21 protein-coding genes are annotated in these 21,732 nt (G+C 37.0%); 8 read left to right on the top strand and 13 right to left on the bottom strand.

All coding sequences use genetic code 11. The features are described from left to right. Positions 1-10: 10 nt before the first annotated feature. Positions 11-763, top strand: a complete 753-nt coding sequence (locus C1T31_RS13570; protein WP_123912683.1) for a T9SS type A sorting domain-containing protein — start codon at positions 11-13, stop codon at positions 761-763. Here C1T31_RS13570 and C1T31_RS13575 read toward each other — a convergent pair. From C1T31_RS13575 to C1T31_RS13590, 4 genes are read right to left on the bottom strand one after another with little or no spacing between them, the layout of a single operon-like run. Then, positions 760-1,452, bottom strand: a complete 693-nt coding sequence (locus tag C1T31_RS13575) for a peptidoglycan DD-metalloendopeptidase family protein (protein WP_103053061.1) — start codon at positions 1,450-1,452, stop codon at positions 760-762. The genes C1T31_RS13570 and C1T31_RS13575 overlap by 4 nt on opposite strands. Positions 1,453-1,485: 33 nt before the next feature. Then, entirely contained in the window at positions 1,486-3,018 is a 1,533-nt protein-coding gene (locus tag C1T31_RS13580) for a YggN family protein (RefSeq protein ID WP_123912684.1), read from the bottom strand. A gap of 11 nt (positions 3,019-3,029) precedes the next feature. After that, entirely contained in the window at positions 3,030-3,611 is a 582-nt protein-coding gene (locus tag C1T31_RS13585) for a hypothetical protein (protein ID WP_103053063.1), read from the bottom strand. Continuing rightward, the gene (locus tag C1T31_RS13590; protein ID WP_103053064.1) at positions 3,595-4,146 is read right to left on the bottom strand and encodes an RNA polymerase sigma factor; all 552 of its coding nucleotides are present in this window, start codon (positions 4,144-4,146) and stop codon (positions 3,595-3,597) included. Before C1T31_RS13590 ends, C1T31_RS13585 begins: the two co-directional genes overlap by 17 nt. 171 nt (positions 4,147-4,317) lie before the next feature. Between C1T31_RS13590 and C1T31_RS13595 the strand changes: the two genes are divergently transcribed. Both C1T31_RS13595 and meaB read left to right on the top strand, forming a co-directional pair. After that, complete coding sequence (locus tag C1T31_RS13595; RefSeq protein ID WP_103053065.1) at positions 4,318-4,884, top strand: DUF2911 domain-containing protein; 567 nt, start codon at positions 4,318-4,320, stop codon at positions 4,882-4,884. Further along, positions 4,877-5,965, top strand: coding sequence for a methylmalonyl Co-A mutase-associated GTPase MeaB (meaB, locus tag C1T31_RS13600; protein ID WP_103053066.1), 1,089 nt, complete (start codon positions 4,877-4,879; stop codon positions 5,963-5,965). The genes C1T31_RS13595 and meaB overlap by 8 nt, the downstream gene beginning before the upstream one ends. Here meaB and C1T31_RS13605 read toward each other — a convergent pair. Next, a complete protein-coding gene (locus tag C1T31_RS13605) occupies positions 5,960-6,901 on the bottom strand; it encodes an NAD-dependent epimerase/dehydratase family protein (protein WP_103053067.1) in 942 nt (313 codons plus the stop codon). The two genes, meaB and C1T31_RS13605, sit on opposite strands and share 6 nt — an antisense overlap. 91 nt (positions 6,902-6,992) lie before the next feature. Here C1T31_RS13605 and C1T31_RS13610 point away from each other — a divergent pair, with 91 nt between their 5' ends. Genes C1T31_RS13610 through C1T31_RS13620 form a run of 3 tightly spaced genes read left to right on the top strand, consistent with a single transcriptional unit; the run spans position 6,993 to position 9,947 of the window. Beyond that, the gene (locus C1T31_RS13610; RefSeq protein ID WP_103053068.1) at positions 6,993-7,709 is read left to right on the top strand and encodes a glycosyltransferase family 2 protein; all 717 of its coding nucleotides are present in this window, start codon (positions 6,993-6,995) and stop codon (positions 7,707-7,709) included. After that, on the top strand, positions 7,706-8,338 hold the full coding sequence (locus tag C1T31_RS13615; protein ID WP_103053069.1) for a lipid-A-disaccharide synthase N-terminal domain-containing protein: 633 nt from the start codon (positions 7,706-7,708) through the stop codon (positions 8,336-8,338). Before C1T31_RS13610 ends, C1T31_RS13615 begins: the two co-directional genes overlap by 4 nt. Next, positions 8,319-9,947: an ArnT family glycosyltransferase gene (locus C1T31_RS13620; protein ID WP_103053070.1), complete on the top strand. Its 1,629-nt coding sequence runs from the start codon at positions 8,319-8,321 to the stop codon at positions 9,945-9,947. Before C1T31_RS13615 ends, C1T31_RS13620 begins: the two co-directional genes overlap by 20 nt. On the opposite strand, the gene C1T31_RS13625 is transcribed toward C1T31_RS13620, so the two are convergent. From C1T31_RS13625 to C1T31_RS13635, 3 genes are read right to left on the bottom strand one after another with little or no spacing between them, the layout of a single operon-like run. Further along, positions 9,948-10,523, bottom strand: a complete 576-nt coding sequence (locus tag C1T31_RS13625; RefSeq protein WP_103053071.1) for a phosphatase PAP2 family protein — start codon at positions 10,521-10,523, stop codon at positions 9,948-9,950. It lies immediately after the preceding gene. A gap of 2 nt (positions 10,524-10,525) precedes the next feature. After that, positions 10,526-10,753 carry a hypothetical protein gene (locus tag C1T31_RS13630; protein ID WP_103053072.1) on the bottom strand — a complete coding sequence of 76 codons (228 nt, stop codon included), beginning with the start codon at positions 10,751-10,753 and terminating at the stop codon, positions 10,526-10,528. Continuing rightward, entirely contained in the window at positions 10,740-12,125 is a 1,386-nt protein-coding gene (locus C1T31_RS13635; protein WP_103053073.1) for an MATE family efflux transporter, read from the bottom strand. Before C1T31_RS13635 ends, C1T31_RS13630 begins: the two co-directional genes overlap by 14 nt. Before the next feature lie 113 nt (positions 12,126-12,238). Between C1T31_RS13635 and C1T31_RS13640 the strand changes: the two genes are divergently transcribed. Beyond that, the gene (locus tag C1T31_RS13640) at positions 12,239-13,174 is read left to right on the top strand and encodes a TolB-like translocation protein (protein ID WP_103053074.1); all 936 of its coding nucleotides are present in this window, start codon (positions 12,239-12,241) and stop codon (positions 13,172-13,174) included. On the opposite strand, the gene C1T31_RS13645 is transcribed toward C1T31_RS13640, so the two are convergent. The 5 genes from C1T31_RS13645 to C1T31_RS13665 all read right to left on the bottom strand — a co-directional run bounded on the left by C1T31_RS13645 (position 13,164) and on the right by C1T31_RS13665 (position 20,110). After that, complete coding sequence (locus tag C1T31_RS13645) at positions 13,164-14,105, bottom strand: NAD(P)H-dependent flavin oxidoreductase (RefSeq protein ID WP_103053075.1); 942 nt, start codon at positions 14,103-14,105, stop codon at positions 13,164-13,166. The genes C1T31_RS13640 and C1T31_RS13645 overlap by 11 nt on opposite strands. 94 nt (positions 14,106-14,199) lie before the next feature. Then, positions 14,200-15,396 (bottom strand): tRNA 2-thiouridine(34) synthase MnmA, encoded by a 1,197-nt coding sequence (gene mnmA / locus C1T31_RS13650; RefSeq protein WP_103053076.1) that lies wholly within the window; start codon positions 15,394-15,396, stop codon positions 14,200-14,202. Positions 15,397-15,715: 319 nt separating this feature from the next. Continuing rightward, positions 15,716-16,420 (bottom strand): toxin-antitoxin system YwqK family antitoxin, encoded by a 705-nt coding sequence (locus C1T31_RS13655; protein WP_103053077.1) that lies wholly within the window; start codon positions 16,418-16,420, stop codon positions 15,716-15,718. 89 nt (positions 16,421-16,509) lie between these two features. Then, positions 16,510-18,408: a membrane protein insertase YidC gene (yidC, locus tag C1T31_RS13660; protein ID WP_103053078.1), complete on the bottom strand. Its 1,899-nt coding sequence runs from the start codon at positions 18,406-18,408 to the stop codon at positions 16,510-16,512. A 64-nt stretch (positions 18,409-18,472) separates the two neighbouring features. Then, positions 18,473-20,110: a CTP synthase gene (locus tag C1T31_RS13665; RefSeq protein ID WP_103053079.1), complete on the bottom strand. Its 1,638-nt coding sequence runs from the start codon at positions 20,108-20,110 to the stop codon at positions 18,473-18,475. 521 nt (positions 20,111-20,631) lie between these two features. Here C1T31_RS13665 and C1T31_RS13670 point away from each other — a divergent pair. Then, entirely contained in the window at positions 20,632-21,594 is a 963-nt protein-coding gene (locus C1T31_RS13670; protein ID WP_103053080.1) for an amidohydrolase family protein, read from the top strand. The last annotated feature ends 138 nt before the right edge of the window (positions 21,595-21,732 follow it).

Below are 21,732 nucleotides of genomic sequence, written 5' to 3' on the forward strand. Positions count from 1 at the left end.
AAAACCAATCATGAATTCATTAAAAAAACATATTACAGTAATCGTATCAATGCTATTTTCAACAGCATTTTTATCGGCTCAATCGGTTGATTTAGTCGCAAATGTGGATCAAATGCCTCCGTTTACCAATGGGCAAACGTTAAACTATTCAATAACCTCAACAGGCAGTCCCTATAATGCATTACGAATTAAATTGGAATACAATCCTAGCGTGTTACAATTAAATAGTCTAACACCGGTTTATGCATTTGGTTTTACACCTGTCAATGACATCAGCACCCCAGGACTAGTTAAGTATGAAGCTGCCAGTCTTTCTGGAAACATTACAACGGATGAAGTGATTTTCACAATTGAATTTGAAGTCCTTGATAGCAACCAAGCTATTTCCATTTCCCATAATTATGATACCGTTGATGGAACTGTTGTAGTTAACAGTGGTGGCAACGATATTTTAGGAACTGCCAATGACATTTTGTTGGAAACTTTAAGTGTGGACCAAAACAATCTCATGGCGTTTTCGATTTATCCGAATCCGGCAAATAACTACATTACAATCAAAAATAATAGCGAGGCTGTTATTGAATCCATTGTAATTTATACCATAGAAGGCAAAATGGTTTTAAACACTGATATGACGGATTTACAAAAAACTGATCAAAGCATTTCCGTTGATGTTACCTCCTTAAAAAACGCCTTGTACTTTATGGATATTTTTGATGATAATGGGCATAAAAAAACCTACAAAGTTTTAGTTTCTCATTAAGCCAATCTTAATAATAAATTCGGGTCTGGGCAATTGGTCTGGTAGTGCGTAACGTTTGATTGGCTGCAAACCCCAGGGTAATCACCATGATAATTTTCGATATCAATTATTATCTGAAAATGAAGATGTGGTGCATAATCACCATTAACAGCCGATGATCCCAAAGTCGCCAGATGATCTCCTGTTTTGTATACCTGACCAATCTTTTTATTTTCGATGGATTCCATACTCAAATGCCCATAAAGCGTGTGAAATGTAAACCCATTGATTTCATGCTTTAAAATTATGGTCGGGCCATAATCACCAAAATTGGTATTGTTGGCATAGCTATGAATCACGCCATCCAATGGTACAAAAATAGGAGTCTCAACCGACGTCCATAAATCAATCCCTAAATGGATATTGCGTTCTGAATCCAAGTGGGCCGCATTAAAATGATTACTGCGTTTATAAATATTGCGCTTTTCTAAATAACCACCAAAAGCTACTTGAGCGTTTCTTACTTTACAATAATTGGTAATATAAGCTTCCCAGGCAACAGAAGATTCTAAATTGAATGAGTCCAGATGATGATTATTGACTGATAAATCAATGGGAACATATTTTTGAAGTGGAATGGCTTTGTCTAATACAAAGCATGGATTTGAGCTAAAAGAAGATAGAGTGGATAAGAAATCATGTGATGACATAACATTGGGTTATAAGTACCCAAATATAACAATCTATTCCATGACAACTTTACTGTAACGTGCATTTATAGCAATAGTCTTGTTGCTATTCATGCTTCCCAAATTAAATGAAGATACCTGATTGCTTTCCTTATTTTTTGGATGGAATAATCTTGAATTTTTGCCATGATACTGTAAGTTAAAATCAACGCTTGGCAACTTGATGGCGGCATTACTATTGTCTAAAGTAATATTAAGATTATTAAAATCATCGGATACACTATGAACTGTCAAATCACCAAAACTTCCAGTTAGAATAGCATTTCCTGACAGTTTATCAATACCAATACTGGATGAATTAGAATTTAGGACCAAGCCATTAACATCTTGCAAAATAGCATTCTCAACAAAACTCAATTTCAGGGTGCCCAACTGCCATTTTTTAATAAATACAGATCCATAGGAAGCATTGACGGAGGTTTTTTCTCCGTCAATACTATTTGCCAAAAATGTGGCATGGTTTAAATCAGCTTTCAGATTATTGATTACAGATGATACTTTTAATTCACCATGTCTTACATTTAAATTTAATTTAGCCTTTTTAGGTATTTTAATTTTAAGGGTCTTTTTAACATTCAAATTTTTTGATGTTTTGGACTCAAATAGCATGCGCTGGGCCTCCTCATTCTCCATGGCACGCTCCTCAAGTACTTTAGCTTGTTCTTCCCAAACTTTGGCTTGTTCTTCCATTTGCTTACCAAACTCATCTCCCCATTTTTCCATGCTTTTTCCAAATTCTTCTCCGAACTCTTCGCCCCATTTTTCCATACTCTTTCCAAATTTTTCACCAAATTCCTCACCCCATTTCTCCATGTCCTTACCAAAGCTTTCCCCAAACTCTTCGCCAAATTTTTCACCCCATGCTTCCATTTCTTTTTCATATTTTGCCAAGGCTTCAGAATCTACAGATTTTGCCCAATCTTCCATTTTTTTTGCATAGGCCTCTCCATATTTTTTAGCATATTCATCACTCCATTTGTCCATGTAGGCTTCACCCTCTTTTTCATACCTGTCAAAATCGAAGCTCACAGCATCCATACCTTCTGGTAAGTCTGGTAATTTGGGCATCTTTGGCATTTTGGGCATTTTAGGCATATTGGCTAGGTCCATAGACTCCAATAGTTTATCCACCATTGGCATGACAGGGATATCGGCAAGTTCCAGTTCAAGATCTTGCAGTGCATCCAATGATTGCAATTCAAATAAAGTTGACTGTTCAGACCATGATAGGCCATCAGAATTTGATGAAATGATGATGCGATCTTTTGAACCATCGACACTTACTCGCCAGTTGTCCAAATGCTTTTTTAGTTCATCCTTGCTTAAAACATTACTTTCAACATAGGCTTCAATTTCAATAATGTCCTTATTCCAGGTGTCAATTTCAATGTTAGTATAACTCGTATTCAAGTCAATGTTCACGTTATCATTGACGTTTACGGACTGTGAAATTTTATCTAACTTTTGTTGAGCTGTCAGACTCAAACAAAAGCATAGTAGGATCATATTTAAGATTTTATTTTTCATGTTATTTTATTTTACGCTGTTGTTCGTTTTTGATCTGATTGTGAGTTGTTTAATGTGTTTAATTGTTCTTTAAGACGATACATAAGATTTAAACGAAGCTTTAAATTGGTAATCAACGCATTAACTGTTAACTCATTAGGCCCAGAATTGGTCAGTTCCAAAGAGAGATTTTTATACTCCTTATTCAATTCAGCTAACTGGCTTAAATAACCGTCAATGAGCTCTTTGTTTTCAGGAGTAAGTTTGACCTTAGACAACTCATAATTGATACTGGCCAAATAATAGTCTTCAACCTTTTTTAAATCTGGTGAAATATCACCTAAAGACTTGGTATATGGCTGTCCTGCATTAGTATCTACAACTTGTGTGGGTGTGTCTAGATTATCAACCTTAAAATAATTATAGGCTCCAAAACTTAATCCTAAAACAATAACCACACTCGCCGCTAATTGTAACCAAGACCACGACTTTTCTTCATGAAGGGGTAACTCCGCATCTAATTTCTTCAGAAATCGCGCTTCATGTCCTTCTGGCATTTTCCCTTGGGTTTTGCTACTATCGTTCTTAATCAAATCTCTAATATCTTGTGCCATTTTTTTTGTTTTTTAACAGTTCTTGCAATTTTACTTTTCCTCTGTATAGCTGTGTTCTTGAAGCCACTTCAGAAATGTCCAGTATTTCAGAGATTTCCTGATGATCATAGCCTTCAATTAAATAAAGCATGACAACATATCGATACTTTTCTGATAGTGTATTGATTGCCTGTTTTACTTCATCAACTGTTACAGCATCGTCTACCAACCATTTGTCTTCATAACTAGTATCAACAACTTTCAGGTGCACTTCTTCCAATTCAACTAAACGTTGTTTGTTGGCTTTCAAGGTGTCAATACTCGTGTTAATGACAATTCGTTTTAACCAAGCGCCAAAAGTCACTTCAGCATTGTATTGATGTAATTTCGTAAAGGCTTTTATAAAAGCATCCTGAACAACATCTTCGGCTTCAGCATCGTTTTTCATAAACCGTTTAGCCACAATATACATCCCATTGCAGTACTGGTTGTATAACTGCATTTGTGCTTTACGGTCATTGGTTTTGCATTTTTCAATAATGTCTGTTTGAAACATGCTGTACTTTTGGTTTTTGATTAGTTCAACTTAAAGACGATAAAAAAAATCTAATGTTGCAAAAAGATATTTATTTTTTTAAATTAATACTATCGGTCAAAAAAAAATGTTTAGTATTTTATTAGATAAAGCAATTGCGGTATCTTTAATCCATAAAAATTTCAGAATTAGATGAATAAATTATTTAAGTGGTTTTTCGGTTTTCTTCTAGTGATTGCAATTGGTCTCTTCTGCTATTCCTATTTTGATGATAATAGCCTGTTAAAGCCCAGAAAAAGTCCTATTGATACTGTGTCATTAGCTCAAAATGATTTACAAATGGATGTCGTATACAACAGACCCTATAAACGCGGTAGGGAAATTTTTGGCGGATTGGTACCCTATAAAGAGGTATGGCGAACAGGTGCCAATGAAGCAACCACATTTAAAACGAATAAACCCCTAAAAATCAATAATGACTCACTTCCTGCAGGAAAATATACACTTTGGACAATACCCAATGATTCCACTTGGCAAGTGATGTTTAATACCAAACAATATTCTTGGGGTGTTGATACCGAAATGAAAGCCATGCGTGAACCTGAATTTGATATCATTAATTTGACCGTACCTGTTCAGCATATAGACAAGACCATTGAGCAGTTCACGATTGGTTTTGATAGCACTTTAGATCATTTAGCACTAACCATGGTTTGGGATCAAACCAAAATAGCAGTTCCATTAAATACATTTGACTAAAAAAAAGCCACATACTTCAGCTTTACATGAACGTGAAGGTGTTTCAGATTCTGAAATCACAAACTCGCAGGCCATTGACAAAATCAAACAAAAGCGTCAATCACAACCATCATCTGAAGCCTTAATTTCAAATATCTTAAAGGGTGATATTACAGCATTAAGTCGTGCCATTACTCTTATTGAGAGTAAAAATCCACAACATTCAAGCACAGCTCATGAGATAATAACGGGCTGTTTACCCTTTGCAAATAAATCGACACGAATTGGTATTACCGGAGTTCCTGGTGTTGGAAAGAGCACCTTTATAGAATCGTTTGGTAAGTATCTTTCAAAACTCGGAAAAAAAATTGCTGTGTTAGCCATTGATCCTAGTAGTTCTGTTACTAAAGGCAGTATTTTAGGTGACAAGACCCGTATGGAAGATTTAGTAAAAGACACGAATGTCTTTATTAGACCTTCGCCCTCGGGAGAAACCTTGGGTGGTGTCGCTCGGAAAACACGTGAAACCATTATATTATGTGAGGCGGCAGGTTTTGATACCATTATCATAGAAACCGTAGGCGTTGGGCAAAGTGAAACTACCGTAAATGATATGGTAGATTTCTTTTTACTTTTAAAATTGGCAGGTGCCGGTGATGAGCTACAGGGTATTAAACGGGGGATTATTGAAATGGCCGACACCATAGCAATTAACAAAGCCGATGGTGATAATTTAAAAGCGGCCAAATTAGCAAAGGTTGAATTTAGTAGAGCCCTACACTTGTATCCAAAGAAAGCATCAGGATGGCAACCCAATGTCATGCTATGTAGTGCCTTAAAAAATGATGGTATTGACGCAATTTGGAGCAATATTGAAGCTTATTTAGAGTTGACAAAAGAAAACGGTTATTTTTCAAAAAGACGTCAGGAACAAAACAAGTACTGGTTGATTCAAACTATTAAGGAGCAATTACATCTAGCTTTCTTTGAAAATCCCACTATAAAAAAAGCCTTAACAAAGCAATTACATCTGATAGAACAAAACAAAACGACACCATTTGCCGCTGCCGATTATCTCCTTAATTTAAAAACCGATTTATAGAAAGTTTTCTTTGTACCAAGCCACCTGCTTCTTAACGCCATCAACCAAAGAAGTTCCAGGGTTGTAATCCAATAATTTTCTGGCTTTATCAATGTTCGCTTTGGTGCGCCATTGATCTCCCGCTCTGGCTGCAACATGGTCCATTTTAATAGTCATACCCATAACTTCCTCGACAGCATCAATACCTTCTTGTGTGGTATGTTCAATCTCTGTCCCCAGATTAATGACTTCGCCGTTTACCAATGTTTCCTTACCAATGACACTCACTATTCCATCTACAATGTCATCAACATATGTAAAACTTCGTAAATGTTTGGCACTTCCTTCATACAATGGAAAAGCTTCATCATTAAAACCACAGGCAATGAGTTTCGTATACATTTTTTCAGGACGTTCCCTGGGTCCAAAAACGGAATACAAGCGTAATGAGCAAGCTGGCATTTGTTTTTCACGACTTTTTTGAAGTACTAATTGTTCGGCTGCCAATTTGGTAACACCATAATGTGAAGCTGGTTTAGGTGCCACATCTTCTGGAAAAGTGGCCTCCAATCCATATATTGACGAGGTTCCAATATTGACAAACAATTTTAAACCCTTAAGCTGTAACGCGTAATCAATTAAATTTTTGGTTGCTATTATATTATTGGAAAAGTAGTCCTCAAAACTTGAGGACGCTGAAATACCAGGTTGAGCTGCAAAATGAAAGATATATTGAATATCTTGCGGTAACTCGTTTATTAAATCTGCAGTTCGCAAATCAATTTTAAGGACTTCAATTCCTTGATTCTTAAGGGCAGATTCATTCAACTTTTTTAATTCTTCACTGTAATAGGGTGAAAAATTATCAAGACCCACAACCTCATGACCCAATTGTTTTAAACGTTCTGCCGTATGCGAACCAATAAATCCTACAGCTCCGGTAACCAGTATTTTCATAAATCTATATTCTGATACAAAGAAACATTTTTTTTCTGTAAGATTGGAATTCCACTAAAAAGAATACATTTGTATAACCAACACATTCAATATGGCTTACGAATTTACAATCATTGTACCTGTGTATAATGAGGAAGACAACTTACTTCGTGTTGAAAAAGAGCTTTTAGAATACTCCAAAATAGCTTCCAAAAAAACAAAGATTCTTTTCGTTAACGATGGCTCAAAAGATAATAGTCAGACGATTATAGAGACGATAGTTGAGCGACAGGAAAATTTCAGTTATATCAGTTTTGCGGAAAATCGCGGGTTAAGTGCTGCCATCAAAGCAGGCTTTGATTACGCCAATAGCGAATTGGTAGGGTATATCGATTCCGATTTACAGACGGCTCCCGAAGACTTTAATTTACTCCTGGAGTACATTGGTGAATATGATTTAGTAACTGGCGTTAGAGCCAATAGAAAAGACTCGTTTGTCAAAAATATGTCTTCTACTATTGCTAATGGCATTAGGAGAGCATTTACGCATGACGGTATGGATGATACGGGTTGTCCACTGAAAGTCATAAAAACAGAATATGCCAAACGCATTCCCATGTTTAAAGGGCTTCACCGATTTTTACCTGCTATGATTTTACTGCAACAAGGTAAAATTATACAAATTCCCGTTCAGCATTTTCCGCGAATTGCCGGTCAGGCTAAATTTGGGCTATGGAATAGATTGATAGGTCCATTAATGGATTGTTTTGCCTATTTATGGATGAAGAAAAAGTACATTAATTATTCCGTTGCAAAACAAAGCGAATGAGTAACTGGATAATATATAGTATCGGGTTTTTTGCCCAAATCCTTTTCTCTTCTCGTTTAATAATTCAATGGCTATATTCAGAAAAACATAAACGTGTCATAACCCCAACTATATTTTGGACCTTAAGTTTAATTGCTTCACTCCTATTGTTCATTTATGGTTATTTACGTGATGATTTTGCCATTATGCTGGGTCAGGGACTGACTTATTTTATCTACATCCGTAATTTACAGTTGCAAAATGAATGGGAAAAATTTCCTAAATGGTTGCAATGGTTTATTCTATTGATGCCAACATTTGTCATTATTTATTATTTCAATAACAATACTATTGATGTTGAAAAATTATTCAAAAATGAGGCTATTCCTTTTTGGCTATTAACGTTGGGTATTGTTTCGCAAGTAGTATTCACGTTAAGGTTCGTTTACCAATGGTTATATTCAGAAAAACAAAAACAATCATCATTACCATTAGGGTTTTGGTTATTGAGTCTAGCAGGCTCCATACTCATTTTAACCTATGCCATTTTTAGAAAAGATCCCGTATTGTTCACTGGTCATATTTTGGGAGCCATTATTTACATTCGAAATTTAATTTTAATCCATAAAGATGCTAGCCAGCCTCATTAAAAAATATCCCATACAAACACTCTGTCTAATCTTTGCGATTGTGTTGTTGCCAAATCTTCATGTTTTGGATGTCACCATTATGGAGGCTCGAAATTTCATTACAGCACGCGAAATGATAACCGATAATAATTGGTTATTAACAACCATGAACGGTGAAGCACGCTATGAAAAACCGCCATTACCCACATGGCTTACCGCTATATCGGGATTGATTTTTGGAATTGACAGTGTATTTGCAATGCGATTGCCTGCTGCCCTTATGGTGATACTATTGGTGACGTTTATTTATAAAATTTCCTATAAATTAACTCATAACCAAACCTTTGCTTTTAATAATGGCTTAATATTAGGATCCTCATTTTATGTCATCGGTATTATTATAGAAGCACCCTGGGATATTTTTACCCATGCTTTAATGAGTGTTGCTATCTATTACCTCATCCTTTTATTTCAAGAATCCAAACTCTTCATAAGACACCTATTTTTAGTCAGTTTTTTTATAGGACTATCCTTTTTAAGTAAAGGACCCATTTCAATTTATGCACTATTCCTACCTTTTTTAATAGCCTACGGATTCACCTATAAATACAAACCTTTGCCAAAAAAAATATTGATAATCTTGGGGTTGTTATTACTGGGAATTGCACTTGGTGGTTGGTGGTATGTATTCGTAAGAATAAATGATCCTGAAACTTTTACGGCAATAGCTGAAAGAGAAACCGGAAACTGGAGCTCTTATAATGTGAGACCATTTTACTACTATTGGAGTTTCTTTACACAAAGTGGATTATGGACCATTCCTGCTTTTATAAGTTTGCTCTACCCTTACTTAAAAAGTCGTGTGAATAATCTAAAAGCTTATCAATTCAGTTTGCTATGGACATTAATGGCTGTTGTGCTTCTATCTATAATTCCAGAAAAGAAATCGCGATACCTGATGCCTGTTTTAATTCCTTTATCAATCAATATTACGTTTTATATTGACTATTTGATTAGAGAATTTAAAAACATAAAGGACAAAAGAGAGACCATACCGGTTTACTTTAACTTTGGTTTGATTGGACTTATTGGACTTATTTTCGGTATTCTTGGTTATTGGTATTTACAAGACGCCCTGACGGGCTATTGGGCAATATTTACTGTAACCGCTTTACTTCTTTTTATAATCGGTTTCTCAATTTTTAAATCATTACAACATAAAGACCTTTCAAAAACGTTCTATCTATCGTTTAGTTTTTTTGCCATATTATTGGTAATAGGCTTACCGCTTAAAAATACGTTTTCAAGTACTGAATACCATCCTATTGATGAGTTAAAAAAAACTGATGACAGGGCGTTATATCAATTAAATTATATAGCACCAGAATTGATTTGGCAATATGGTGCCAAAATACCTCCCATTAAATCAGAAACAAACACTATTGAACTGCCAAAAGAAGACATCTTCGGATTACTGACTATTGGTGCCAGCCCAGAGGATTTTGAAATACTACAAAATAGTTATGAGTTTGAAAAAATCACCGTTTTTGATTTAAACCGCGTATCTAAAGATTCTCGCCAATACAAGGATCGGTTAAAAGCTAACTATTACGTACTTACCAAAAAATAATTACCGCATTCTAAACCGGTTTTGCAAGTACTTGTCCAATTTGTAAAATAAAAAACCAGAAAGCGCTCCAAATACCATACCGCTTACTACATCCAACGGGTAGTGCACGCCAATATATATCCGGCTATAACCCATCAAGGCTGCCCAAAATAACATAATGAAAATAAGGTATTTGTAACGATACCGCAGCATCAATCCACTGAAAACCGCCACAGCCATAGAATTGGATGCATGTCCTGAAAAATACCCATATTCTCCACCACAGAAAGGTTTTACCAATCTTACCAATCCCTCTAAAGCTGGATCATGACAAGGTCGTAACCGCATAACTAAAACCTTTTTAAACAAATTGGTTACCTGATCGGTAAACAACACCATCAAAAAAATAACTACAACCGTTAGAATAAAAATTTTGGGATTGGGCATTTTAAAAATCAAAAACAACAAAACAGCATACAAGGGTATCCAGTAAAATTTAGTAGTATAAAACATCCAAAAGGCGTCCCATGTTGTAGAGCCTAGGTTATTCAGGTGTAAAAATAGTTCAGTATCTAGTTGTAGTAATTGTTCTAACATGGTTATTCTTCGTAACGGCTTATTTCTCTATCATAAAAATCTGTTGCTTGTTGAATTAAATTTTCAGCCTCCTGCTCCAATTCTTTCTGATCATGCTGATCAAAATCCTCTAGCCATTCTACATCATCGTTTTCCAGATTAATAATGAATCTTGGGAACTCCGTATGAATTACAAATATAGAATCGGGATAATCTGTGTTATCACCCAATAAAAATTTAGGAAAGTCCATGTTTAATATCAATTAGTTTTTTGGTCAAATAATTAAATCTAATATACAATAATATTGCTGCAGTTGTAAGTCCAGCTAACAAGCCTAGCCAGATTCCAAAACTACCCATCGTGTTTTCCTGTCCAAAATATAGACTTATCGGAAATCCTATTATCCAATAGGATATAAATGTAATCAAGGTTGGTATTTTGACGTCCTGTAAGCCACGTAAGGCACCTAGTACCACCACTTGAATACTATCACTTATTTGAAAAATTGCCGCAGCTATCAATAACTTGGAAGCTATTTGAAGTACTTCGGTATTATCAACTAGGTTCACCAGATCTTTTTCGTCTAAATATAATTTCGGTAATTCCTTATGAAATGCAAAAAACACCAATCCGAAGAAAATAGCAAACAAAGTTCCCATTAAAAAAATGGAAAATGCAATACGTCTTAAATCCAAATACTGTTGCAATCCTTTTTGATTACCCACCCGAATCATGGATGCCACACTTAATCCCATGGCTACCATAAATGTCATGGATGACAAATTTAATGCAATTTGATTGGCAGCCTGGGCATTTTTACCCAACAAACCACTTAACCATATGGCGGCCGTAAAAATAGCCACTTCAAAGAACATTTGCATGGCACTTGGTGAGCCTAATGCTACTATTTTTTTAAGCATCCTATTGTCCAAAACCATTATCTTAATGTGACTCACATAAGCTTTTGATTTTTCATGACCTTTGAGCATCCACCATAAAAAAGCAACCATCACGAACCTTGAGATCAGGGTCCCATAGGCAGCCCCCACGATACCCATTTTTGGAAAACCGAACTTACCAAAAATAAGTAAGTAGTTTAAAACAACATTCACAATATTCGCCACGAGTGTCGCATACATGGGATATCTTGTCATGGACAATCCATCACCAAATTGTTTCAAAGCCTGAAAAGATACTAATGGAATTAATGAAAATGCCACCAAATCTAGGTAAGGAATTGCCAATTTTACTACCTCATCAGGTTGTTTCATTAAATACATTAAGGGTTTTGAAAAAAATACCATTAGAAACAGTACGATCCCTAAAGCTGTACACAAAAACAAACCATGTTTAAAAGCGGATTTTCCTTCCTCAAAATTCCTTTCAGCATCTGCTTCAGCCACCAAAGGCGTAATGGCCGTTGAAAAACCAATTCCTAGAGACATGGCAATAAACATAAAACTATTTCCCAAGGACACTGCAGCTAATTCCGCTGTTCCTAATTGACCAACCATAATGTTGTCCACAAAACTGACAAAGGTATGACCCAACATACCCAACATAACTGGTGCAGCCAATTGCCAATTGTATTTAAACTCTTTGGTGTAGTCTCTCAAAACCATAGCGCAAAAGTAGTGTATTCCTTTTGTTTTATACAGTTAACATTTTATAGATTAACAAAGTCTTAAGAATGATGCCTGAATGTATTTAGTATCTTGTTTTAAAAGTTCATATTATGAAAAACTACTACATTATACCGCTCCTTATTTATCATGTTTTTGGATTTGCACAAGAAGCTCCAAAACCATTTGAATCCGAATTAACAACCCTTTTCCCTAATGTGCGAGATATTGCCATTTCACCAAATGGTAACGAAATGCTGTTTACAGCTCAAAGTGTTATGGGTAAACTTTCGGTAATTATTTCAGTAGGCAAGGAAGATGGTTCCTGGAACTCACCAGAAGTCGCATCGTTTTCGGGTACTCATTTTGATTTAGAGCCCTTTTATGCACCAGATGGCCTCAAACTTTATTTTGTTTCTAGACGCCCTTTAGATCAAACTCAAACCGAACAAAAAGATTTTGACATTTGGTACGTTGAACGTGAGAATCTTCATTCTGAATGGTCGATACCGAAAAATATGGGTAGTCCCATTAATACCGAATATGGTGAATTTTACCCATCAATAAGTCATAGCGGAAATTTCTATTTTACTCGTGATGATACTTCCAAAAATAGAAAAGATGATATTTATGTCAGCATTTTTAATGATGGATCTTATGAATCACCAGTACCTTTACCAAACGCCATAAATTCCGATAGTTATGAGTACAATGCGTTTATTGCACCAGACGAATCTTATCTGCTTTTTGGGGGATACAACAGAGAAGATGGATTAGGAAGTGGTGACATTTATATCAGTAGACGATCCAATACAGGATGGTCAAAGGCTGAAAATTTAGGGCCAAATATTAATTCCGATAAAATGGATTATTGCCCATTTGTCAAAAACGATACGTTGTATTTTACGAGCAAACGTGATCATACTCTAGTTGAACAAGAGACACCATTAAACATTAAAAAACTATTAATAGAATTCAACAGAACGGATAACGGATCCAGTAAGTTATATTCGGTACCGTTTTACGGCAGTAAAACATTTAAAGACTAGCAACCTTTAATTTAGCTTCTTCAAACTCCCGCATTAAATCCTGAACAATTTGAGCAGCTGGTTTAATATCGTGAATCAATCCTGCTATCTGGCCAATTTCCAATTCGCCATCTTCCAAATCGCCTTCAAACATTCCGCGTTTGGCTCTGGCACGACCTAACAATTCCTTTAATTGCTCTACGGATGGTCCCGTTTTATACAATTCTTGAACCTCATTATAGAATTTATTTTTTACCAAACGAACAGGCGCTAATTCTTTTAATGTCAATTGGGTGTCTCCTTCTTTGGCGTCAACCACCACTTGTTTGAAGGCCTGATGAGCTGAACTTTCCTCACTAGCCACAAACCGACTACCCACTTGAACGGCATCGGCTCCCAAAACCATCGCAGCCAACATGGCTTGACCCGTAGCGATACCTCCAGCAGCAATCAATGGGATTTCCAATTGTTCCTTTACCATCGGGATTAATGTCAAGGTTGTTGTTTCATCGCGGCCATTATGACCACCTGCTTCAAAACCTTCTGCAACCACCGCATCTACACCCGCTTCCTGGGCTTTTAAAGCAAACTTCACACTACTCACCACATGTACAACCGTGATGCCTTTTTCCTGTAACCATGCAGTCCATGTTTTCGGGTTTCCTGCGGAAGTGAATACAATTTGAACACCTTCTTCTACAATAATATCCATGATTTCCTGAATGTTGGGATACAGCATGGGGACATTCACACCAAAAGGTTTATCAGTTGCCTGCTTGCATTTTTGGATATGTTCCCGTAATACATCTGGATACATACTGCCGGCACCTATTAAGCCCAAAGCGCCGGCATTACTGGCTGCTGATGCCAATCGCCAGCCGCTGTTCCAAATCATACCTGCTTGAATGATGGGATATTGTATATTGAAAAGTTTGGTTACTCTATTTTGCATATTTTTACTTTTATGGAGAGGTTTCTCGACTGCATTCGAAATGACATTTTCAAAAGTAAGAAAATGAAATCACTTTAATCAGTAGAAGTAAGTTTTAAGAAATGACTCCGGATCCAATCAGTTCATCGTCTTGATACCAGGCAGCAAACTGTCCTTCGGTTATAGCCGATTGCGGTTCTTCAAATTCCACATACATGCCACTGTCAACTTTGTGTAATGTAGCTTGTTGCAGGGGTTGTCTATATCGAATTCGTGCTTTAACACTCATAGATTCTCCATCCTGTAAGGCCAAATCTTCACGAATCCAATGGAGTTCGCTATTTGAAATAAATAGCGCCGTTTTATACAATCCTGGATGTGATTTACCTTCACCTGTATATATCACATTCTCAGCAACATCCGTATCAATGACAAATAAGGGCTCAACAGTACCACCTACAGCCAGTCCTTTACGCTGTCCCTTGGTGTAAAAATGAGCACCTTGATGCTTCCCCACAATTTTACCGTCCGTGATGGCATATTTTAGTTTTCTGGATTTGTACTCCAATTCAGCAACTTTTGAATCAAACTGACTTTTTTGATTTCCGTATTGAGTATTAGAGTCCGGAACTTGTACAATAACACCTTCTTTTGGTTTGAGTTGCTGTTGCAAGAAATCTGGTAAGCGCACCTTACCAATAAAACACAAACCTTGTGAATCCTTTTTATCAGCGGTTACCAGATTAAGTCTAGTCGCAATTTCCCGAACTTGAGGCTTGGTCAATTCGCCAATTGGGAATAATGCCTTTGACAATTGTTCCTGTGACAACTGACATAAGAAATAGGATTGATCCTTATTGGTGTCAACACCCGACAACAATTGATAGATAGTTTCACCATCTTTTTCAATGGTTCCTTTACGGCAGTAATGACCTGTTGCTACATAATCAGCTCCGAGATCCAAAGCGATTTTCATGAATACATCAAACTTGATTTCACGATTACAAAGCACATCAGGATTGGGTGTTCTTCCGCTTTCATATTCCTTGAACATATAATCCACAATACGTTCTTTGTATTGCTCACTCAAATCAATTGTTTGAAAAGGAATACCCAATTTATCAGCCACCAACATGGCATCATTGTTATCGTCCAACCAAGGGCATTCATCAGAAATCGTTACGGAATCGTCGTGCCAGTTCTTCATGAACAAGCCAATGACTTCATACCCTTGCTCTTTTAAAAGGTATGCAGCGACACTGGAATCCACACCTCCAGAAAGCCCAACTATAACGCGTTTTTGTTTATTCATAATTTGCTTGCAAATATACGGCAATTACCGCAATATTTATATTAATTGATAGTGTCAATCCTATCATTTTGAAAATAACAGAACCAAATAAATAAATTTTATTATCATGATAATCAATATAATACGTGTCATATTGTGATTTTTTACTTTAAACTGTTTTGAAATATTGATATTAATATCTATATTGACCTCACTTATGTTTAGGTAACTCTCCATTTTGATTGATTAATAGCTCACAACATTAAAATGATAATACCTAAATAAGAAAAGCTCCTTAACTGATTAAGGAGCTTTCGTTTTTTATACTCTTTACAATCCGTTATTTCTTTTTGTATGGGTTTTTACTTCTTACGGTAAAATCCTTTTCTTCTTTTAGTTCCCCATTTTCATAATATTTCCAGATACCATGCTTCTTATCTTTTCTATACACACCTTCGGCAACCAAAACACCAGCCTTGTCATAGAACTTGGCCTCACCATGTAACTCACCCAAGACATAATGGTATTTTTTAATCAGAACACCGTCTTCACTATACCAAACAGCTTCACCATCCAGTTTGTTGGCTTTATAAAAGGATTGTTCCGCTATTTGACCATTAGGATAGTAAATAAACTTTTTGCCATCCAACTCCCCTTTATTGTTGTAGTGTTCCAATGTCATGAGTTGTTTGCTGTTGTTATTGTGGTAATACTTCCAAGGACCTATATATACTTTTCCGCGCATTAGACCTTCACTAATGACACGACCATCGGATGCATAGAACGTCACGTCCGCCAAATCATCATTGGCATGGAATTGTCTCGTGGCAGTTAGAACTGGGACACCTTTAATATTCTTATAGAATTTAAAAAGCCCCACTTCCTGACCATGTGAAAATTCGCCTTCGTATCTGACAACCTGGGTACCTTCAAAGTTCTTTTTCCATTTACCATGACGTTTACCATTACTATCAAATCCATTTAAAGTCTGACCTAACATGGTAGCTGACATCAAAACCATCATCACTAAAACGCACTGCTTCATAAAACCTGTTTTCTTATTTGTTTTTTTGTTAACGAAACTTTTTGTGAAATGTTATAACAAAAAAGCTGCCAAAAGAGGCAGCTTCTTATTTATTTACGTTGTTGATTCTTTTTTTGCTGCTCTGCCTGCTCCATCATTTCGGCCATTTTCTTCTGGAACCTATTTTGTTTTTTAGGTTTCTTTTTATTTTCCTGAATCTTGGCATGAATCTTATCTTCATCGATAATGTAGTTCTTAATCACCAACATGATACCAATGGTAATCAAATTGGAAATAAAGTAGTACAAACTCAAACCAGATGCATAATTGTTAAAGAAAAACAACATCATGATTGGCGAGAAGTAAATCATGTACTTCATCATTTTACCCATGTCTGGCATCCCTTCCTGTGTTGGTTGCGACGCCATTTGCTGACCAGTAGTCATACGCATGTAGAAGAAGATTGCCAATGATGCCAATATTGGGAACAAACTCACGTGATCTCCATAAAATGGAATATGAAATGGGAGTTTAGCAATGGTATCATAAGACGATAAATCTTCAGCCCATAAGAAACTTTTTTGTCTTAAATCGAATGCTGAAGGAAAAAACTGGAACAAGGCATAGAAAACCGGCAACTGCATCAATGCTGGTAAACATCCAGCCATCGGGCTTGCGCCAGCCTTGCTATACAAGGCCATTGTTTCCTGCTGCTTTTTCATTGGGTTATCCTTGTACTTCTCATTAATCTCGGCTATTTCAGGTTTTAACACCTTCATTTTGGCTTGAGACACATAGGACTTATAGGTTACAGGTGACATCACAATACGCACCAGGATAGTCATGACAATAATGGCAATACCATAGGGTAAGAAACCGCTTAAAAAACCAAACATAGGAATAAATACATAGCGGTTTATCCAACCAAAGATTCCCCAACCCAATGGCACCACTTCATCCAGGTTTCTATCGTAGCTATTCAGGATTTTATAATCACTTGGACCATAGTACCAGTTCATGTTTTTATTGATTTCACCTCCTTGTAATTCCAAAGGTAATTTGGTAGCAAAGGCTTTGGTGAACAGGGTATCTATCTCTTCATCTTTCACCAGATTACGTGACTCTAAACGAGCTGTTTTAAATGGTGTATCGGCTAGAAGAATAGATGTGAAGAAGTGTTGTTTATACGCCACATAGGTTACATCGGAAGCCGTGTCATCAGTTAATTCCTGCTGACCCAAATAATCATCCTTACCACCTTCATATTCAAAAACCACTTCGGTATATCTGTTTTCATAGGAAATACTCTTGGCATGACGAATAGCCTTTAAATCCCAGTCCAGGTTGACTTCTTGAGAACTATTGATGACGTTGCTCAACCCTTGTGACCGAATGGTAAAATCCATCATGTAGTCATCAGGCTTTAGCTCATAGCGGTATTCCAGGTATTGTTGCGGTGATACTTTCAGTTTCATAGAAACCACCGTATTATCACCACTCTTGGTAATCGTTGGCTCAAAATACAAATCCTTGGTATTCAGAATACGGCTATCGGTTGTACCGAAATTGATATTGAAATTCGCATTGCCATCCTTAATGATGTAGATTGGCACCTCGTTAAAATCAACAAACTCCTTGAGTTTGATTTCAGAGATATAACCACCCTTGTTGCTAAACTTGATGGCCAGCAAATCGGTTTCAACCAAAGTTTCGGTTGGCTTGGCCGATGGTAATGTTGACGAATACGCAAAAGCACCCAACTTGTTGTTTAGTGCCACCATTTGCATGGAGTCCCGAACGTTGGTTACCGAATAGTCTTCAGCAGTGGTAACCGCTGTAGCTTCCTGTTCGGCTGCCTTTTTCTCGGCTTCAACTTGTTCTTGTTTTGCTTTTTCCTGCTCGGCTAGTTCTTCAGGAGTTGGTTGGTTGGTGTACATCATGTACACTAATATTCCGAAAATAAGAATGAATCCTATAATCGAATTTAAATCAAATTTCTTTTCTTCCATATTTCACTATTTCTCCAATTAGTTTTGGAGTTACGTTGGGATTACAAAAAGCTCTCCAATATTGTTATTGTGCCATAGTGACACCTTTCTGCTTATTTTTATGTTTTAAGGCAGCCTTTACAAATGCCACAAATAAGGGGTGTGGATTGGCTACCGTACTCTTATATTCAGGGTGATACTGCACACCCACAAACCATGGATGCTCAGGAATTTCAACAATTTCCACCAATTGGGTGTCCGGATTGATTCCTGTGGCTATCATGCCAGCCGCTTCAACATCAGCTTTGTACTTGTTGTTAAACTCATATCGGTGTCTGTGGCGCTCCATAATAGCATTGGCTTTATAGACCTTATGCACAATACTGTTTGGTTTTAAATCACAGGCCCAAGCACCTAAACGCATGGTTCCGCCCTTGTCGGTCACATCCTTTTGCGATTCCATTAAATCGATAACCGGATTGCCGGCTTTTGGTTCCATTTCGGTGGAGTTGGCATCCTTAAGCCCCAATACATTTCGGGCGAATTCAATAACTGCCATTTGCATACCCAAGCAAATTCCAAAGAATGGAATATTGTTTTCACGCACATACTTTACAGCATCTATCTTACCCTCTATACCACGCTCACCAAAACCTGGCGCTACCAAAATACCATTTAAGTGCGCTAATTTAACCGCAATGTTATCTTCGTTTAAATACTCTGAATGGATAGGCTCTACATGGACCTTTACTTCATTTTCGGCACCAGCATGAATGAAGGCCTCCAAAATGGATTTATAGGAATCCTGCAATTCTACATACTTACCAATTAATCCAATAGTGACTTCGGTAACTGGGTTTTTATGACGCTTTAAAAATTGGTTCCACTGCGTTAAATCGGGCGTGGCACTTTCCAAGCCTAACTTCTTAAGAACCACTTGATCCAAACCTTGCTTGAGCATGAGGTTGGGCACATCGTAAATGGTTGATGCATCAATGGATTGAATAACCGCTTCCTCACGCACATTACAGAACAAAGCCAATTTGCTTCGTAAATCTTCTGGTAATTCATGCTCGGTACGGCACACCAATACATCGGCTTGCACACCGCTTTCCATAAGGGTCTTGACACTGTGCTGGGTTGGCTTGGTTTTAAGCTCTCCCGCTGCGGACAGATATGGTATGAGTGTCAGGTGGATGACAATGGCATTGTTTTCGCCCAGGTCCCACTTTAACTGACGTACAGCTTCTATATAGGGCAGGGACTCAATATCCCCAACAGTTCCTCCTATTTCTGTAATGACAATATCATAATCGCCAGACTTGCCTAAAATTTGAACACGCTCTTTAATCTCGTCGGTGATGTGTGGAATAACCTGCACGGTTTTTCCTAAAAACTCACCACGACGTTCCTTTTCAATAACACTTTGATAAATACGTCCTGTAGTCACGTTGTTTGCCTGACTGGTTGGCACATTTAGAAAGCGCTCGTAGTGGCCCAGATCCAAATCGGTTTCGGCACCATCATCGGTTACGTAGCATTCACCATGCTCGTACGGGTTTAGGGTTCCTGGGTCTACATTGATGTAGGGGTCCAGTTTTTGAATGGTGGTGCGGTATCCTTGTGCTTGCAGTAGTTTGGCGAGTGAGGCGGCAATAATGCCTTTTCCCAGTGAAGAGGTTACGCCTCCAGTTACAAAGATGTATTTAGTTGTCGTTGTCATGTTGCGTTGTTAAACGCAGGCAAATTTACAAAATTAAATTAGGTATTTGGGCATGGATGGGTTGATAAAAAAGCTATTTTTTTTGGGCTTGATTTTGAGGTGGTTTTATGGGGTTTTGGGTTTTAAATGGCATAAACGCCCTCCTTTTGTAAGAATTTTCGATAGCTGACCCGAAGCACATCCGAAGGAGACCCGAAGGAAACCCGAAGGAGACTGCAAGGAGCTCCTAGTAAAACCAGCTTTTGTGTGGTTGAATTTGTAGGAATTTTCAAGGGTTAACCTTAAGCAGACCTTAAGGAGACCTTAATAAAACCTGACACAGACCTAAAGGAACACTGACCCAAATTTGGCTCTAAAAACTAGGTACAGGTATGTATGGTTTAAGTGGTTTAAAATGATTAGATTTGGGAATATGAATAACATAACAAGTGATGTTATCTGCCCGATTTGGGTGTAACTATCATAAATATAACATGACTAGTAATGTTATCCATACATTGTGAGCAATAAAACCCAACCATATGAAAATTAAAATCTTTACATTATTTGTTTTCTGTTTTGCTATTCATAGTTGCAAAAATGACACGCAGAATGCTGCAAGTGGAACAGAAACAGTAATTGAACTTTATAATGGTCCTATTATAGATATGCACATTCACGCATATAATAAGGACATAGGTGGAATGATGTTCGGAATGGACCACCCTAATCCACTAAAAAATGAGACTTATAAGGGAGTCCATACACCTGAAGAACAAAAAGCCGAAACCTTTAAGAAATTTGAAAAGCACAATATAGTTCTCGCTTTAACTTCGGATGGACAAATATGGTTTGAGGACGCACCAGACAAAATTCTCATTAGTGGTAGAAATATGCCTTTGGACAGTTTAAGGAAAATGGCTGAAAATGGAAATCTTTATGCTATAGGAGAACTGAATCCATTCTATGGCGGAATAACAGCAGATGATGATAGTCAAAAACCGTTTTTTGATTTAGCAGAGGAACTAAATCTTCCTGTTGGATTTCACATTATGCCTGGTGGACCACCTGGAGGAATTTATCATATGGGAATGGACAGAGTTAGGGTAAGAAATGCAAACCCAAAACAACTTGAAGAAGTACTTGTGAGTCATCCCAAACTAAAAGTATACGTAATGCACGGTGGCTGGCCTTATTTGGATGATATGAAAGCTATGTTATATGCCCATCCGCAATTGTATTTGGACATTGCCGCAATAGATTGGATATTACCAAAAGAAGAACTTCATAACTTCCTGAAAGGATTAGTAGATTCTGGGTTTGGTAATAGAATAATGTTTGGAACCGACCAAATGGTTTGGCCAGAGACAATTGACATTGCAGTGGATGCAGTAAATTCAGCTGATTTTCTGACTATAGAACAAAAGGAAGATATTTTTTTTGATAATGCTGCGGAGTTTTTGAATTTATCTGAAGAAAAAATAAAGGAATTAAAATCAGAATAACTACTGCTCACAACAAAGAACTGAGTTAAAAAACAAGCAATTTTAAGCTAATTTTGAAACAAAGTTTTCATTATAAGGCAATCCGCTTTTTGCGATAGCAAATGCCTGTTTTAATAACTTATTTGCTACTGCAATTAG

The sequence above is a fragment of the Hanstruepera neustonica genome (assembly GCF_002895005.1).
GTDB lineage: Bacteria > Bacteroidota > Bacteroidia > Flavobacteriales > Flavobacteriaceae > Hanstruepera > Hanstruepera neustonica.